The sequence below is a fragment of the Gilliamella apis genome, assembly GCF_030758615.1.
Classification (GTDB): Bacteria; Pseudomonadota; Gammaproteobacteria; order Enterobacterales; family Orbaceae; genus Gilliamella; species Gilliamella apis_A.
The window spans coordinates 105072-121093 of sequence record NZ_CP132381.1 but is presented as its reverse complement, the minus strand read 5'-3'; the positions used below and the strand labels follow the sequence as shown (position 1 = coordinate 121093).

Genomic DNA, 16022 nt, shown 5'->3' with positions numbered 1-16022 from the left:
GCATAATAAATATGCTAAATGAATTTATTTTGACGATGTTTAGTTGGTTTCCTATTAAGAGTTATACTTATGTAATTTAACATTATTTTTCTATTATCAGTTCCATTTAATTTGTTAGTGTAAAGTGTATGCTGTTTAGCCATGAAGAACGATAGCTCTGTTATGTATGAGGTTACTTAATTATATAATCCAATTCAGGTTAGTATGATTGGATTGAATTCGATTTCGTGTCAATTAGACTCAAGCACATTTTATTTTTATGATTTATTTTAGATTAAAACCAACTTGTGATCCTTTACCTTGCTCAGTAACAAATACCCCAACGGCAGTAATCAATTGCTCATTATAGTAAATTAATGGAATACGAGTGCGCATCCATGGTGGAATATGGTGTTCTTGCCATAATTTTTTTATTGATCGTGATCCTTGGCGCTGCACAATTTGAAATTGACCTTGCGCATGAAAACGCACCGAAACCGTTTCATCTTTTTGTGGTAAACGGCAGGTTAGTTCAGTTTGATAATTAGGCTGTAAATGGCCTAAATTATCAGGCAAAGTGAGTGACGTAGCTAAATCCCACGGCAGGATTTGCTGTTCAATATCTTGATATAAAGGTAATAAATAGAGTTGGTTTTGATAGCGGCGAATCTGTCGATTATGCAAAATAAATTGTGGATTGGCATCTTCTTTAGCTTGAATAACGGTTTGCCAAATTAACGACAGTTGCTTTTGACTTGGCATGCCGATATGTTGCTCTCTAAACCACATTCGCAATATTGCATTACGTTTGTATTGAGAATAATCCCGTAAAGGTTGAATATTGAGTTGTTTAGCATTACCAATAATTTGCTCAAATTCAGCCAATAACAGCTCATGAATTAAAGCTTCTTGCTGTTGACATAATTCAGCACTACGAGCCACCATTTGTGAAAAATGTGGCCAACGTTGATTAAGTATTGGCATTACCTTTAAGCGTAAAAAATTACGATCATAATGGTCGTCTTGATTACTTTCATCTTCAATCCAACTTAATAGATGTTGATTGGCATATTGTTCAATTTCTTGGCGAGAGATCGTTAATAATGGTCTAAGATGTTGGCCATTTTCCAGAGGCATAGCGGATAAGCCTGTTGGGCCACTACCACGTTTTAAGGCTAGGAAGAAAGTTTCACATTGGTCGTCAAGATGTTGTGCCGTACATAACAACTCATCACTTTTTAAATGTTGATAAATGGCTTGATAACGGGCTTCTCTGGCCTGTTCTTCAATATTGCCAGAACTACGATTAAGTTTTACTTTTTCAATAATCAATGGCACTTGCCACGTTTGGCATTGTCTCAGGCAATGTTCAGCCCAATTATCGGCATTTTTACTTAAACCGTGGTGAATATAAATTGCTCTTAGTTGTAAATTTTGTAGCCGTTGCTTTAAGGTGACTAATGCTTGCATTAATACGGTTGAATCGACACCACCACTAAAGGCAACCAATAACGATTGCCGACCGTTTAGATGTTGTAAAATAGTTTGCTCAACAATATTGTCTATTTGGGTTTGGCTTTGATGGCTCATGTGCTATCCATTTATACTAAGCTTTGTAACGCATTAACCTTATTTTTGTGTAGATTGATTCGATCTAGGCCAGCAGCAAGATCGGCGATTAAATCATCGGGATCTTCAAGGCCAATATGTAATCGAATTAATGTACCTGTGAAATCCACACCGGATACTGGACGTATTTTCGCAAGATCTTCAGGTTGATTGGCTAAAATCAATGATTCGAATCCACCCCATGAATAAGCCATCGAGAAGTGAGTCATATTATCTAAAAAATCAGATAATTGCACTTCGCTCAAATGATCTTTAAGTACAAACGAAAATAGGCCACTAGCGCCACTAAAATCACGTTTAAAAAATTCATGCCCTTTACAGCTTGCTAATGCAGGATGGTTAACCGTGGCAACTTTAGGGTGATTTGCTAACCAGTTAGCCACTTTTAGTCCACTTTCGTGATGTTGTTTTAACCTGACCGCTAAGGTTCTTAATCCTCGTGCTGCCATATAAGCGGTATCAGCATCACACATTTGTCCCATTAAATAAGAACGTTCACGTAATTGATCCCAACATCGTTGATTAGCAACCGCAGTACCTAACATAGCATCAGAGTGACCAATTAAATATTTAGTACCGGCTTGAATAGAGATATCAACATCATGCTCTAATGCTTTAAATAAAACACCAGCAGCCCAAGTATTATCCATCATAATGACAATTTCTGGATTAACACTGCGAATAGCTTTAACTATGGCTGGCACATCATGCAGTTCCATAGTGATTGAAGCTTGGTGATTCAAGAAATACTACTTTGGTATTGGGTTTAATATGATTAGTAATATAGCGACCAATCAAGGGTGAAAAATAATCGGTTTCCACACCAAAATCTTTTAATATATGTTCGCAAAATTCTTGCGTTGGCTCGTAACTGGCTTCTGAAACCAAAATATGATCACCTGATTTGACAAAAGCTAAGATAGCATTCGCAATTGCCGCTGCACCACAAGGATAAAGATAACAACCTGCGCCACCTTCAATTTCGACCATGGCATCTTGTAAGGCAAAATGAGTCAAGGTACCGCGTCGACCATAAAATAATCCGCCTTTGGCTCGATTTTCCATCGCGTCTTTTTTCGCTTCTAATGAATCAAAAACAAGCGATGATGCTCTCTGAATAACGGAGTTAACAGCACCTTGGGTATAACGTTTTTTTCGACCAGCATGAACTAATTTTGTTTGTAATGACATGATGCATCCTTAGTGAACCGATAAATTTCGATAACAGTTAGCATAGCATGCTGTTAAAATAGTAAAAAATAATTTTTGTTTAAATTGGCTTACATAAAATGTTAATTGCTCAACTTGCTCATTTAGATACGACAGAAGTGAACTATTCATTATTATCACCAAAAATCATTAATGATGCTGAGTCATTAAGTGGTTCACGAAAAAAACAGTTTTTAGTTTGTCGTTCAATTTTAGCTAGTTTACTTAAACAGTATTGTGATATTGATAGTTTGCCACCCATCATTATTGGTGATAATAGCCGTCCTTGCTTTTTACAACATAACCTGCCTGATTTTAATATCAGTCATAGTAAAGATTGGGTGGCAGTTGCCATATCCTTAAATGGTAGAGTTGGGATTGATATTGAAGTTGCTAGGCAGCGTAAAAATTATCTGAGTGTCGCCAAAAATTATTTTGCTAATGAAGAATACCAATGGATATTAAAACAATCGGATGCATTAGCGGCATTTTGGCAACTTTGGACATTAAAAGAATCTGCACTTAAATTATATGCGAAAGGTGTTTGGCAAATAAAATCAGTAAAAATAGATGTTGAAAAACAGCTGATTAGTGCGCCATTTGGACAGGATTTTTATTATCAATATCAGCAAGTAGAATCAGTTCATCTTGCGGTGAATCATAATAAACCTATTACAGATTTTATTTTGCAATCTTAACAGGATAATCATCTGCTACACCATGATGGTTGCAGCAGATTAATATTATTAATTTATTCTGCGCTGGAAGCAAGTAAACCAGACTCACTTAATGTTTTATTAAAATCTTTATCCATAAAGAATAAATCTCGTTTGTTTTCACCAACTAATTCCAGTTTATCAACAATGCTTTTAAAAAGTTTTTCTTCTTCATGTTGTTCAGCAACGTACCATTGTAAAAAGTGAAATGTTGAGAAATCTTTTTGGGTTAAAGCATAGTCAACAAGCTCATTTATCTCTTTGGTAATTTTAAGTTCATGTTGATATGCCGCTTTAAACACATCAAGCAGTGATTTATATTCTGATTCTGGTGCTTCAATTTTGCCAATAAGCGCTAATGCACCGCAATCTAACACATAATCAAATAACCGTTCCATATGTTGTCTTTCTTCGCTAGCATGATCTCTTAAAAATTTTCCAAACGAAGGAAAATTTTGATCATCACACCATGCGCTCATTTGTAGGTAAAGGTTAGAAGAATAGAATTCTAGATTTAATTGGTCATTGAGTTTTTTGACCATTTGGTTGGTTAACATTTCATTTTCCTCACATTGCTTTTTTAGTATTTCACTTTTTATTGAGATAAAGTGATTATTGATAAGTGTATGATAGTTATTCATACACTTATATTAGTTAAATTAGATAAATATCTTGAAGGATCTTTCTGTTGTTATCATCTAATTGATACTCTTGGTGTAACCAATTATCTATTGTGTTATAGCGTTTTTTTATTTCATCGATAGCTGCAGTTAAGAACTCTTGCTTAGCTGAAAAAATGATTTTCTGTTTTTCAAATTCTTCAGCCGATAATTTACTTTTATTTTGACTAAGTACAGCTTGACGATAATCATTTAAATATTGTTCGGTAAGCAAATAATCTTGCATAACAACGTCTTCGCTGACACCTAATGCAAATAGGGTTAAGGCGACGCCGACACCAGTTCTATCTTTACCTACTGCACAGTGCTGTACTAATGGTTTGCCATTCGCATTGAGTAATATTGATATTAATTTTTTATAAGCTGGATTATTAAACGGTAATAGCTGATAAAGTTTAATCATAAAATCCAACGGCGAATATTTTTTAAGTACGAATATATCATCACTAACTAAGCTTGCTGTAATTTCATCACTTAATGGATTTGCTGGGATATTAAAATATTGGCTATTGTTCCAAAGATTATCAGGATTACGATCGATTTCAAGTTGATCACGATAATCTAATACATAATGTAAATTAAGCTCATCAGATAAGAACTTTTTTTCCTCATCACTAAGGCGAGAGAATTCACCTGAACGATACAACATTCCTGAACGAATTTGGCGACCATCACTGGTTTTAATGCCACCTAAGTCTCGAAAATTAATTCCATTTTGGATTGGTACAACTGATGTCATTATTGGTCCTTATTTCTGCTTAACTTTGCTTGCTATATTAACATGTTTCTGATTAGAATTGATTCATCGTTTTTGCATTATTATTGCTTGAGGAATCTATTATGTCGACTTTATCTATCTTATTATCGGAAAAAACTGCTCCATCTAAATGGGGTAAAGATGCTTTACTTAGTTTTTCTGATGATGCTATTACCATTCATTATCAACCTGACCATCGACATGGTGCCATTCAGCGAGCAGCTCGAAAACTAGATAATCAAGGTATTAAGTCAGTTAAACTTAGTGGTGATAATTGGGATTTAGAATCTTGTTGGCATTTTTGGCTCGGTTATCGTAATGCTAAGAATAATAATAAAGTGAGTTGGGCCAAACTTGATAGTCAAGATAAGCAAGAACTAAAACATCGTCTCGCAATTATTGATTGGTGTCGAGATATTGTTAATCAACAAGCTGAAACATTAAGCCCGTTAGAACTGGCAATGCAAAGTGCAAACTTAATTAGTAATTATTCCTCAGATATTACCTATAACATTACTTCAGGTGAAGCATTAAAAGAACAGGATTATATGGGTATTTACACGGTTGGCAAAGGATCAGAACGACCGGCAGCGTTGCTTGAGCTTGATTATAATCCGACTAAAAATCCTAAAGCCCCAATTGTTGCTTGTTTAGTCGGTAAAGGTATTACTTTTGATTCTGGTGGTTATAGCTTAAAACCAAGCAGTTTTATGGAATCAATGCGATCGGATATGGGGGGCGCAGCATTGGTAACTGGTGCTCTGGCACTTGCTATTGCTCGAGGTGTTAAACATCGTATCAAACTTTATCTGTGTTGTGCTGATAATTTGGTGAGTGGTAAGGCATTTAAACTGGGTGATATTATTCGATATCGTAATGGTAAAACTGTTGAAGTTGATAATACTGATGCAGAAGGACGGTTAGTTTTAGCTGATGGATTAATTAGTGCCGACAACGATAATCCTCATTATATTATTGACTGTGCAACCCTTACTGGTGCAGCAAAAATTGCTGTAGGTAACGATTACCAATCATTACTTTCGTTTGATGACCTCTTTGCAAATCAGTTATTAGCTAGTAGCCTCGTGGAACATGAAGCTTTTTGGCGATTACCATTAGCTGATTTTCATCGTAGTCAATTTCCATCATCTTTTGCTGATATGGCCAATTCTGGATTACCAAATACCGCTGGTGCAAGTACTGCTGCGGCATTTTTATCTCATTTTATTAAAAATTATAAACAAAATTGGCTACACATTGACTGTTCAGCTACATTCCGCAAAAGTGCCACCGCTTTATGGGCAACTGGTGCAACAGGTATCGGGGTAAGAACGCTGGCTAATTTGTTAACTATATTAAAATGATTAGTAATGATTTTATGATGCATTAAATAGAATTTTAAAAAAGTTTATAAATATATAAGGAATATCATGAATATAAAAAAGTTACTATTAGTTATGCCCCTCTTATTTTCTTTTGTTACTTATGCGAGGGATTGTACAACAGAATATGAAAATAAAAATTATGAAAAGGCACTTATTGAATGTACACAAGAAGCAGAAAAAGGTAGTTCAGAAGCGCAGTATCTTTTAGGTGACTTATATTATCAGGCTATAACAGGAGATGAGCAAGATGATTCACTATATCAAAAGGCTATTTATTGGTTTACAAAATCAGCCGAACAAGGTTATGTAGATGCACAATATACTCTAGGCATATTGTATGATCAAAGTGATGATGAAACACAAGATTCCCAAAAAGCGTTATTTTGGTATGAGAAAGCTGTAGAACAAAATGACCCCCCATCACAATATAATTTAGGTATTATGTATGAATATGGTCATGGCGTTGAACCAAATATACAAAAAGCTTTAACTTTGTATATAAAATCAGCTGAACAAGGTTATATGGATGCACAATACGCGTTAGGACTTATGTATGATAAAGGTGATGGAATAGAACAAGATAAACAAAAAGCGATATTTTGGTATGAAAAAGCTGCAGAACAAGGTGACTTCAACTCACAATTTAATTTAGCTCTTATGTATGATGAAGGTGATGGAGTTGAACAAAATAAACAAAAAGCAGCATTTTGGTATACTAAATTAGCGGAGCGGAATGTCGTCCCTGAAGCACAATACAGGTTAGGAATTATGTATGATAAAGGTGATGGGGTTGAGCAAAACAAATTATTAGCTAATAAGTATTTTAAACAGTCCTGTGAGCGGGGTTTTGAAAAAGCTTGTAATAAATTAAAAAAATAATCCTAAGATTTAATAAAAAACCACCTTAAATCACTAAGGTGGTTTACTTGAAGTGTTGATTAATTTTAGAACAACCTATTGTTTATCTTCAATCACAGTTGCTTTTTTAATATAGATTGGTTCAACAGGGACATTTTGATGTGGTCCCATGCGTTTTGTAGCGACATTAACAATTTTATCAACGACATCCATTCCTTTAATGACTTTACCAAAAACAGCATAACCATATTGGTCTGGTTATCGGTAATTAAGGAAATCAATAATAACGATTATTTTCGATACATACTTTTATCTAAATAAATAAAAAGTATCAATGTCTGCTTTAACATATATAGGAAATACAATGAAAAAATTTATACCTGTTGGATTATTAATTTTGTGTTCTTTTTCAAGTTATGCTAGTCAGTGTAAAACAGATTATGAACAAAAAAATTATGAAAAGGCCTTTATTGAATGTAAACAAGAAGCAGAACAAGGTCATTCCAGCGCACAATATAATTTAGCTTTTATGTATGATGACGGTGAAGGAATAGAGCAAGATAAAGTTAAAGCTGCATATTGGTATACAAAAGCAGCGGAGCAAGGAGAGGCCAACGCACAATATAATTTAGCGCTTATGTATGATAAAGGAGACGGCATAGAGCAAGATAAACAAAAGGCATTATATTGGTATACAAAAGCAGCGGAGCAAGGAGAGGCCAACGCACAAAATAATTTAGCGCTTATGTATGATGAAGGTGATGGCATGGAACAAGATAAACAAAAGGCATTATATTGGTATACAAAAGCAGCGGAGCAAGGAGAGGCCAACGCACAATATAATTTAGCGCTTATGTATGATGAAGATGATGGTATAGAGCCAAATAAACTTAAAGCTGCATTTTGGTATGAAAAATCAGCGGAACAAGGTAATGTAGATGCACAGTATAATTTAGGCGTTTTATATGATGAAGGTGATGGTATAGCACAAGATAAACAAAAAGCTACATATTGGTATACAAAAGCAGCAGAGCAAGGAGAGGCCAACGCACAATTTAATTTAGCGCTTATGTATGATGAAGATGAAGGTATAGAGCCAAATAAACTTAAAGCTGCATTTTGGTATGAAAAATCAGCAGAACAAGGTCATTCAGGCGCCCAAAATAATTTAGCTAGTATGTATGATGACGGTGAAGGCATAAAGCAAGATAAACAAAAGGCGATATATTGGTATACAAAAGCAGCGGAGCAAGATAATTCCACAGCCCAATATAATTTAGCGCTTAAGTATGATGAAGGTGATGGGATTAAGCAGAATAAATCTTTAGCTAAAAAGTATTTTAAACAGTCTTGTGATCAGGGATTTGTAGAAGCTTGTAATAAATTAAAAAAATAATCCTATTATTTAATAAAAAACCACCTTAAATCATTAAGGTGGTTTACTTGAAGTGTTGATTAATTTTAGAACAACCTATTGTTTATCTTCAATCACAGTTGCTTTTTTAATATAGATTGGTTCAACAGGGACATTTTGATGTGGTCCCATGCGTTTTGTAGCGACATTAACAATTTTATCAACGACATCCATTCCTTTAATGACTTTACCAAAAACTGCATAACCATATTGGTCTGGTGATTGGTAATTTAGAAAATCATTATTGACAACATTAATAAAGAATTGGCTAGTTGCGCTATCTACAGCATTGGTTCTTGCCATTGCGATAGTTCCACGATCGTTTTTCAAACCATTATTGGCTTCATTTTTAATTGGTTGTTGAGTTTCTTTGAATTTTAATTGATCATCAGCTCCACCACCTTGAATCATAAATTCAGGAATGACTCGATGGAAGGTTAAATTTTCATAATAACCGCTATTGACATAATCAAGAAAATTTTTCGTGGTAATTGGGGCATGTTCGCTATCTAATTCAATTTCAATATCGCCCATACTGGTTTGTAATAATACTTTGCTATCAGCCAATGCAACAGTTGAAAAAAGGCTTAATAGTAATGATATAAGTAATAGTTTGATTTTTTTCATTTAACAAATCCTTACTCCAAAATAGTGGGCAAATTATACCGAATATTAGATGAATTGAAATGATTAATATAAATAATTAACTAAAATTCTGCGTGATAGATTCCAATGTTGCGATTAATAGATAAAAAATAGTTTTTATTTATTATAATTCATATTATTAGCGAGCTAATTTTCTATTTTCTTTCCATTTTAAGCATATTTTGTAGATAAAAAACCTGTTCCTCAAAATTTTTTGCTAAGCGATGAATCATTATGCGATGTATTTTATGTAATATGCCTTTAGTGTTGCCTCATCATGGGATTTGTAGTCAATGTGTTAAAAACTTACCAAAATTTAATAAGATTTGTTATCAATGTAGTCTTCCTCATTCATTATCAACCAAAATCTGCTATCGATGTCGTGATAATCGGCCTTATTGGGATGAAATGATTGCTGTAACAGAATATATGGCACCGTTAAAAAGATTAATTCAACATTTAAAATTTTATCGAAAAACTGAGTTAACTAATGCTCTGGCTAGATTAATGTTTTTAGCGTGGTATCAACGACGGTTGAGTAGTGGTTTGGTTAAACCAGATATTGTAACTTGTGTTCCATTGCACCATTTTCGTTATTGGTCTAGAGGATTTAATCAAGCGGCATTATTAGCGAGACCAATAGCCAGATGGCTTAATTGTGATTTTCAACCTTATCTGTTATCACGAAAGTCAGTGGCACACGATCAAAAGTATCTATCGCTTAAGCAACGAATAGCCAATGTTGAAACCTTATTTAGTTGCCGCGATGATTTAACCAATCAATCGATAATGCTTATTGATGATATTGTTACTACCGGCAATACCATAAATGCCATTAGCCAACAGTTAAAACATTGTGGGGCAAACTATATTCAGGTAGTTTGTTTATGTCGCACCATCTTGTAAAATCTAAAACACCCCCTATAATGACCAACAAGGTTAGTCAACTATTATCGATGATGTTAGTGATGATTAATGTCAATCGTGTCAAAGTGAGGGATTATGTCTATTATTACCATTTCTGAATCAGCGCAACAACATTTTAAAAAATTACTTGCTAATCAGCCTGATGGTACACAAATTCGGGTTTTTGTTATTAATCCTGGCACACCATCAGCAGAATGTGGGGTTTCATATTGCCCAGCAGATACTATAGAAGATAGCGATATCGAAGAACAACAACAAGCAGGTTTTGCTATTTATATTGATGAAATTAGCGCTCCTTTTCTAGAGGAAACGGTGATTGATTATGTAACAGATGAATTAGGTTCTCAATTAACTTTGAAAGCGCCGAATTCAAAAATGAAAAAGGTTGCCGATGATGCGCCGTTAATTGAACGCGTCAATTATGTTATTCAAGCACAGGTTAATCCACAATTAGCTAGTCATGGTGGTCATGTGAGTTTGGTTGAATTAACCGATGATAATTATGCGATATTACAATTTGGCGGTGGTTGTAATGGTTGTTCGATGGTCGATTACACTTTAAAAGAGGGGATTGAAAAACAGCTACTTACTGAATTCCCTGAACTGGCAGGCGTAAAAGATATTACCGAACATCAAGCTGGAACCCATTCATATTGTTAAAAAATTTTCGATTTACATCTTGCTTATTGCTGTGATTAAGTCATAATCGCATAATGTTTGCCAATTCACATCATGATGGGGTTATATGAATCAAGTTAGTATTATTTCAGATCTTATCGTTTGGATTGAAAAAAATTTGGAGCAACCCTTATCTATTGATAATGTCGCCCAGAAATCAGGTTATTCGAAGTGGCATTTACAACGGATGTTTAAAGAAGTAACTGGTCAAGTACTTGGTACTTATATTCGTCACCGCAGATTAACTTATGCGGCATTATCTTTGCGCATGACAAGTAAACCTATTTTAGATATTGCTATGCAATATCGTTTTGATTCGCAGCAAACTTTTACTCGTTCTTTTAAAAAGCAATTTAATGAAACACCAGCAAGTTATCGTCGTGGTGAATTTTGGGATCCTACCGGGTTAACTCCTGCTATTGAATTAAATAAAAATCGACTTTCTTTACCTGAGCCTAAATTTGTGAATATGCCGAAACAAACTTTTTGGGGGATCTCTTACAAAAATAATTGTAATTTGAGTCAAATTTTAGATGAAGAAAATAAATTAAGATCGCAGTTTTTTCAAAATTATTTATCCCATTATGCTCACAATAGCGACAGTTTACCGGATAAGATTTTTGCTTTTAGCCGTATCTTGAAAAGTAAAGATAATGCTAATGAACAAGAACTTTTATATACAATTGCCTTAGATCATAATAATAATCTTGAGCATATAGAACCAATTGTTAATGAAGGTGGTTTATATCTTTGTTTTAAATATATCGGTTCGCTAGAAAATTTCAGCGATTTTATTTCTCAAGTCCATTTAGCTGCAATGCCAGCATTGAAAGTTCGGTTACGCACTTCAAGCTGTTTAATTGAGATTCATCATAATCATCATGATGATACGATTAAATGTTTTGAAGATATTCATACTATGGAATGCGATTATTGTGTACCAGTGGTTGCAGATGATGAAGTCAATATCCAGTCAAACTTGTTATAGTCTACTTTAACTAGTTTTTATAAATATTGACTATTATTTTATTTATCTGATTTCAATAGAATGTTTTCCAACCACACTTTAAATTCAGGAGTTGCTTCTTTTAAACTATTCGAGCCTCTGGTCACAGTGGCAATGCCAATTTTCAATTGCTCTTTAAGTTGGCGTTGATTAATTGAGCCATCCAGTAATGAACGGACAATTTTAACTCTTGTGATTAATGCATCCCGCTCATCAGCTGTCATCAGTAATTTCAATATATCTAATGAATAACCGCTATTAAATGCTTGGTGTAATATTTCAACCGTTTGGTTCCATTCTTTAGTTTTCATGTAATGCACCATTAATATTGTCTATTAAATTCGTTTGTTGTCAGTATATGAGGGTGTTGATTTCCTAAAATATATTGGTAAATATAATCATAAACTAATACACTTTTGACATAATTTCGAGTTTCATTAAAGGGAATACTTTCAATAAATGCGATAGCATCAAGTTTTCCATTACTATTATTCAACCATTTTTTTACTCGGCCAGGACCTGCATTATAGGCCGCCGAGGATAAAATACGATTGTTATCATTTTGTAAATAAACGCTATTTAAAAAATAAGTACCTAACTGTATATTCGTTGTCGGTTCAAACAGTTGGCTTGGTGAATAATAGGTAATATTATTGATTTTTTTGGCTGTTTCCTTAGCTGTTGCTGGCATTAATTGCATTAAACCACTGGCTCCAACTGGAGATTGTATCATTGTGTCAAATGCACTTTCTTGCCGAGTTATTGCTAAAGCATAAGATAATGGAATCGCTTTATCTTTCAAGGCATCATTATATAAGTTTTTATACATGATAGGTAGGCGTTCAGTCCAATTATCCCATAATTTACCTGATATTGTTGCTTGTATACTTAGTTCTCCCCAACCTTTCTGATAAGCGTATTTAGCTAAATCTAAATATTCATTTTCTGCTGCTTGGTTTTTAAGTACATATCGCCATTCTTGTTTTGACTCCGTTAACATACCTAATAATCTTAATTCTTTGATTCTAATGACATATGGTTGCTGGTCATACTTGGCTTTTAGTGCATTGACTTCTGTACTCGGGATCTTTTTCGATAAATTATTGATAGTATATGGTTGATTAAGAGCTTGTGCACTTACCATTCCGTAAAAACCACGTTTATTAGTTAAACTTTTTAAGATATGTTTTGCTTCGTTAGTTTTTTTGTTATTGAGTAATACTCGAGCGTGCCAGTATTGCCACTCTTCTTTTAATTGATCTTCTGGAGTTAGTTGTTTTAGCCAATGTGCAATATCTTTGTAATTATTAGCATCAATAGCCATGCGAATACGTTTTTCAACTAAAGTCGAGTCATGACTTTTGCTAATATAATTATCCCGCCATTTTATCTGTTCTGGGGTTGCTGAATCACTAAAATAACTATTGGCTAAGCTTTGTTGTAATCTAATTTGCTCATCATCAGTGAAATTCTGTTTTTCAATTAGTTGTGGTAATAATGCTGCAGCCACATTTTTGTCAGCTTTAACTAACCGAGGGTAAGATGCTAAGACAATTTTTTTTGTGAAGGTGCTCGTTTTAATATTTTTTGAAAAAGCTTCAATTTTTCGTGGATTATCGAAAATAGCTAATAAATGATTTTTGGTTGTTTGATAGTTATCATCTAGTAAGTTGGTTAAATGGCGAGCTAATTTTAAATTGTTGTTTTCCAGTGCAAGTTCTATACGTAACAAAATAAGATTTGCTGTGCGTTTACCACTTTTTGACCATGTATCTAATAAAGGATCACAAGCTGAAGGTAATTCTTTACCTGTTAACCATAGCGATTCGACATTATCTAACACTGATTTGTCTTGATGTTGCTGTAATTTTGCATACTGGTATCGACAATTAGAAGCAATAGAATTATCTATAGGAAAAGTGATAATTGCATTCCAGTCTTGACGATTAGCTAGCTCAGTTATATAAGCTTGAGTTAATGACGATGTTAATGGGAAATCATGATATTTTTTTGCAAAATCACTTACTGCTTGTGTTGATACTGTTTTAATATTATTTTGAAAAAATTGCACGGCAGCATAAGGGTATAATGGATAGTTTTTTAACTGTTTTAGTAATGTTTGTTGTTCATCAAAAGTTAATGATTGATAAGTATTTTGCCACTTTTGATAATTTTGTCGCAAATCACTCAAAGTAGGCTCTGCAAACACACTTTTAGCCCAAAGTATGCTTAATATCAAACACCAACGTATCACTAAATTCATTCTTAAACTCCTGTATCAAATTAGTTTATTAGATTAGCATATTCCCTTATATTTCGTCGATGAAGAACTGATAACTTAATTCCCACTAAAATAGTCAACTAAATACTTGACTAAAAATAAAGGATATATAAAATATTTACTGTTAAATATAGGGGAATGATTAATGAAATTGACATCAAAAGGGCGATATGCAGTGACAGCTATGTTAGATGTAGCACTGCATTCAGAATCAGGCCCTGTTTCACTTGCTGATATTTCAGAACGTCAGGAAATCTCATTATCTTATTTAGAACAACTGTTTTCGCGATTGCGTAAAAATGGTTTAGTTTCAAGTGTTAGAGGTCCTGGTGGTGGTTATGTACTTGGCCGTAGTATGGAGCAAATTGCGATTAGCTCAATTGTAAAAGCTGTTGATGAAACTGTTCATGCGACTAAATGCCACGGTAATACCGGATGTCAAAACGGTGTAAGATGCCTTACCCATAGCTTATGGAATGACTTAAGTGAACGAATCAATGATTTTTTGACCAGCATCACTTTAAGCGAATTGGTTAATAATCAAGAAGTGAAAGCCGTCTCTAATCGACAAAGTCATCTTCATCAAAACAGAATTAATTAAAAATACAGAATTTGTAATTGGGAGTAATTAATGAAATTACCTATTTATATGGATTATGCAGCAACAACGCCTGTAGATCCAAGAGTAGCTGAAAAAATGATACAGTATTTAACACCCGATGGTGTTTTTGGTAATCCCGCTTCTCGTTCACATAAATTTGGTTGGCAAGCAGAAGAAGCAGTTGATATTGCACGAAATCAAATTGCTGACTTAATTGGTGCCGATTCACGTGAAATTGTATTTACTTCAGGTGCGACAGAAGCAGATAACTTAGCCATTAAAGGTGCGGCTCATTTTAATTATGCTAAAGGTAAACATATTATTACCTGTAAAACTGAACATAAAGCAGTGCTTGATACTTGTCGTCAATTAGAACGAGAAGGTTATGAAGTGACTTATTTAGCACCAGAATCAAATGGTATTCTTGATCTTGATAAACTGGCTGCGGCGATGCGTAATGACACAACTGTTGTATCAATTATGCACGTTAATAATGAAACTGGTGTTATTCAGGATATCGAAAAAATCGGTGAAATGTGTCGTGAAAGAGGTATTGTATTTCATGTTGATGCAACCCAGAGTGTTGGTAAATTACCGATAGACTTAACCAAATTAAAAGTCGATCTTATGTCGTTTTCTGGACATAAGATCTATGGACCAAAAGGCATTGGTGGACTTTATGTTAGACGTAAACCTCGCGTGCGTATTGAAGCCCAAATGCATGGTGGTGGACATGAACGCGGTATGCGTTCTGGTACTTTACCGGTACACCAAATTGTGGGTATGGGTGAAGCATACCGTATAGCAAAAGAAGAGATGGCAACAGAAATGCCACGTCTTTTAGCACTAAAAACTCGTTTATGGAATGGATTAAAAGATATTGAAGAAGTCTATCTTAATGGTTCATTAGAGCATGGTGTGGCTAACATTTTAAATGTAAGTTTTGCTTATATTGAAGGTGAGTCGCTCATGATGGCGCTGAAAGATTTAGCTGTATCATCTGGTTCAGCATGTACTTCTGCAAGTTTAGAACCATCTTATGTATTACGAGCGCTAGGACTTAATGATGAACTAGCCCATAGTTCAATAAGATTTTCATTTGGTCGATTTAGTACTGAAGAAGAAGTAGATTATGTAATCAAATTAATCAAAGATTCTATCGGTAAATTAAGAGATCTTTCTCCGCTTTGGGAAATGTTTAAAGATGGTGTTGATTTAACAAAAATTAAATGGTCAGCCCATTAAAAATTAGGAGTA

The 16022-nt window shown here is 34.2% G+C and carries 15 protein-coding genes and 2 pseudogenes; 9 read left to right on the top strand and 8 right to left on the bottom strand.

Going from position 1 to position 16022, the window contains the following annotated elements; genetic code table 11:
- Positions 1 to 264: 264 nt before the first annotated feature.
- Together tilS and metC are read right to left on the bottom strand one after the other, a co-directional pair.
- Positions 265 to 1569 (bottom strand): tRNA lysidine(34) synthetase TilS, encoded by a 1305-nt coding sequence (gene tilS, locus RAM17_RS00630; RefSeq protein WP_110446953.1) that lies wholly within the window; start codon positions 1567 to 1569, stop codon positions 265 to 267.
- Between the two features lie 11 nt (positions 1570 to 1580).
- Positions 1581 to 2799, bottom strand: a pseudogene (gene metC / locus RAM17_RS12475) (cystathionine beta-lyase).
- 98 nt (positions 2800 to 2897) lie between these two features.
- On the opposite strand from metC, the gene RAM17_RS00615 reads away from it, so the two are divergent.
- Positions 2898 to 3515 (top strand): 4'-phosphopantetheinyl transferase family protein, encoded by a 618-nt coding sequence (locus tag RAM17_RS00615; RefSeq protein ID WP_110446955.1) that lies wholly within the window; start codon positions 2898 to 2900, stop codon positions 3513 to 3515.
- 53 nt (positions 3516 to 3568) lie between these two features.
- Here RAM17_RS00615 and ftnA read toward each other — a convergent pair whose 3' ends face one another.
- Together ftnA and RAM17_RS00605 are read right to left on the bottom strand one after the other, a co-directional pair.
- Complete coding sequence (gene ftnA / locus RAM17_RS00610) at positions 3569 to 4090, bottom strand: non-heme ferritin (RefSeq protein ID WP_086362683.1); 522 nt, start codon at positions 4088 to 4090, stop codon at positions 3569 to 3571.
- A 97-nt stretch (positions 4091 to 4187) separates the two neighbouring features.
- On the bottom strand, positions 4188 to 4952 hold the full coding sequence (locus RAM17_RS00605) for a tyrosine-protein phosphatase (RefSeq protein WP_110446956.1): 765 nt from the start codon (positions 4950 to 4952) through the stop codon (positions 4188 to 4190).
- Between the two features lie 101 nt (positions 4953 to 5053).
- Between RAM17_RS00605 and pepB the strand changes: the two genes are divergently transcribed.
- Complete coding sequence (gene pepB, locus RAM17_RS00600) at positions 5054 to 6334, top strand: aminopeptidase PepB (protein ID WP_110446957.1); 1281 nt, start codon at positions 5054 to 5056, stop codon at positions 6332 to 6334.
- 66 nt (positions 6335 to 6400) lie between these two features.
- Positions 6401 to 7234, top strand: coding sequence for a tetratricopeptide repeat protein (locus RAM17_RS00595; protein WP_110446958.1), 834 nt, complete (start codon positions 6401 to 6403; stop codon positions 7232 to 7234).
- Positions 7235 to 7309: 75 nt separating this feature from the next.
- On the opposite strand, the pseudogene RAM17_RS00590 reads toward RAM17_RS00595, so the two are convergent.
- A pseudogene (locus tag RAM17_RS00590) lies at positions 7310 to 7462 on the bottom strand (peptidylprolyl isomerase); the annotation flags it as partial.
- 115 nt (positions 7463 to 7577) lie between these two features.
- Here RAM17_RS00590 and RAM17_RS00585 point away from each other — a divergent pair.
- Positions 7578 to 8609 carry an SEL1-like repeat protein gene (locus RAM17_RS00585; RefSeq protein WP_110446959.1) on the top strand — a complete coding sequence of 344 codons (1032 nt, stop codon included), beginning with the start codon at positions 7578 to 7580 and terminating at the stop codon, positions 8607 to 8609.
- Positions 8610 to 8684: 75 nt separating this feature from the next.
- Here the strand turns inward: RAM17_RS00585 and RAM17_RS00580 are convergent, their stop codons facing one another.
- Positions 8685 to 9254 carry a peptidylprolyl isomerase gene (locus tag RAM17_RS00580; RefSeq protein WP_110446960.1) on the bottom strand — a complete coding sequence of 190 codons (570 nt, stop codon included), beginning with the start codon at positions 9252 to 9254 and terminating at the stop codon, positions 8685 to 8687.
- 252 nt (positions 9255 to 9506) lie between these two features.
- Between RAM17_RS00580 and RAM17_RS00575 the strand changes: the two genes are divergently transcribed.
- From RAM17_RS00575 to robA, 3 genes are all read left to right on the top strand, one after another.
- Complete coding sequence (locus tag RAM17_RS00575) at positions 9507 to 10178, top strand: phosphoribosyltransferase family protein (RefSeq protein ID WP_110446961.1); 672 nt, start codon at positions 9507 to 9509, stop codon at positions 10176 to 10178.
- A 102-nt stretch (positions 10179 to 10280) separates the two neighbouring features.
- Positions 10281 to 10859 (top strand): Fe-S biogenesis protein NfuA, encoded by a 579-nt coding sequence (gene nfuA / locus RAM17_RS00570; RefSeq protein ID WP_110447046.1) that lies wholly within the window; start codon positions 10281 to 10283, stop codon positions 10857 to 10859.
- An 85-nt stretch (positions 10860 to 10944) separates the two neighbouring features.
- A complete protein-coding gene (gene robA / locus RAM17_RS00565) occupies positions 10945 to 11865 on the top strand; it encodes an MDR efflux pump AcrAB transcriptional activator RobA (RefSeq protein WP_065651351.1) in 921 nt (306 codons plus the stop codon).
- Positions 11866 to 11903: 38 nt separating this feature from the next.
- Here robA and trpR read toward each other — a convergent pair whose 3' ends face one another.
- A complete protein-coding gene (trpR, locus tag RAM17_RS00560; RefSeq protein ID WP_207463508.1) occupies positions 11904 to 12194 on the bottom strand; it encodes a trp operon repressor in 291 nt (96 codons plus the stop codon).
- 11 nt (positions 12195 to 12205) lie between these two features.
- A complete protein-coding gene (gene sltY, locus RAM17_RS00555; protein ID WP_110446962.1) occupies positions 12206 to 14146 on the bottom strand; it encodes a murein transglycosylase in 1941 nt (646 codons plus the stop codon).
- 163 nt (positions 14147 to 14309) lie between these two features.
- Between sltY and iscR the strand changes: the two genes are divergently transcribed.
- Together iscR and RAM17_RS00545 are read left to right on the top strand one after the other, a co-directional pair.
- Positions 14310 to 14765: a Fe-S cluster assembly transcriptional regulator IscR gene (iscR, locus tag RAM17_RS00550; protein WP_065577890.1), complete on the top strand. Its 456-nt coding sequence runs from the start codon at positions 14310 to 14312 to the stop codon at positions 14763 to 14765.
- A 30-nt stretch (positions 14766 to 14795) separates the two neighbouring features.
- Positions 14796 to 16010 (top strand): IscS subfamily cysteine desulfurase, encoded by a 1215-nt coding sequence (locus RAM17_RS00545; RefSeq protein ID WP_110446963.1) that lies wholly within the window; start codon positions 14796 to 14798, stop codon positions 16008 to 16010.
- Positions 16011 to 16022 lie beyond the last annotated feature (12 nt).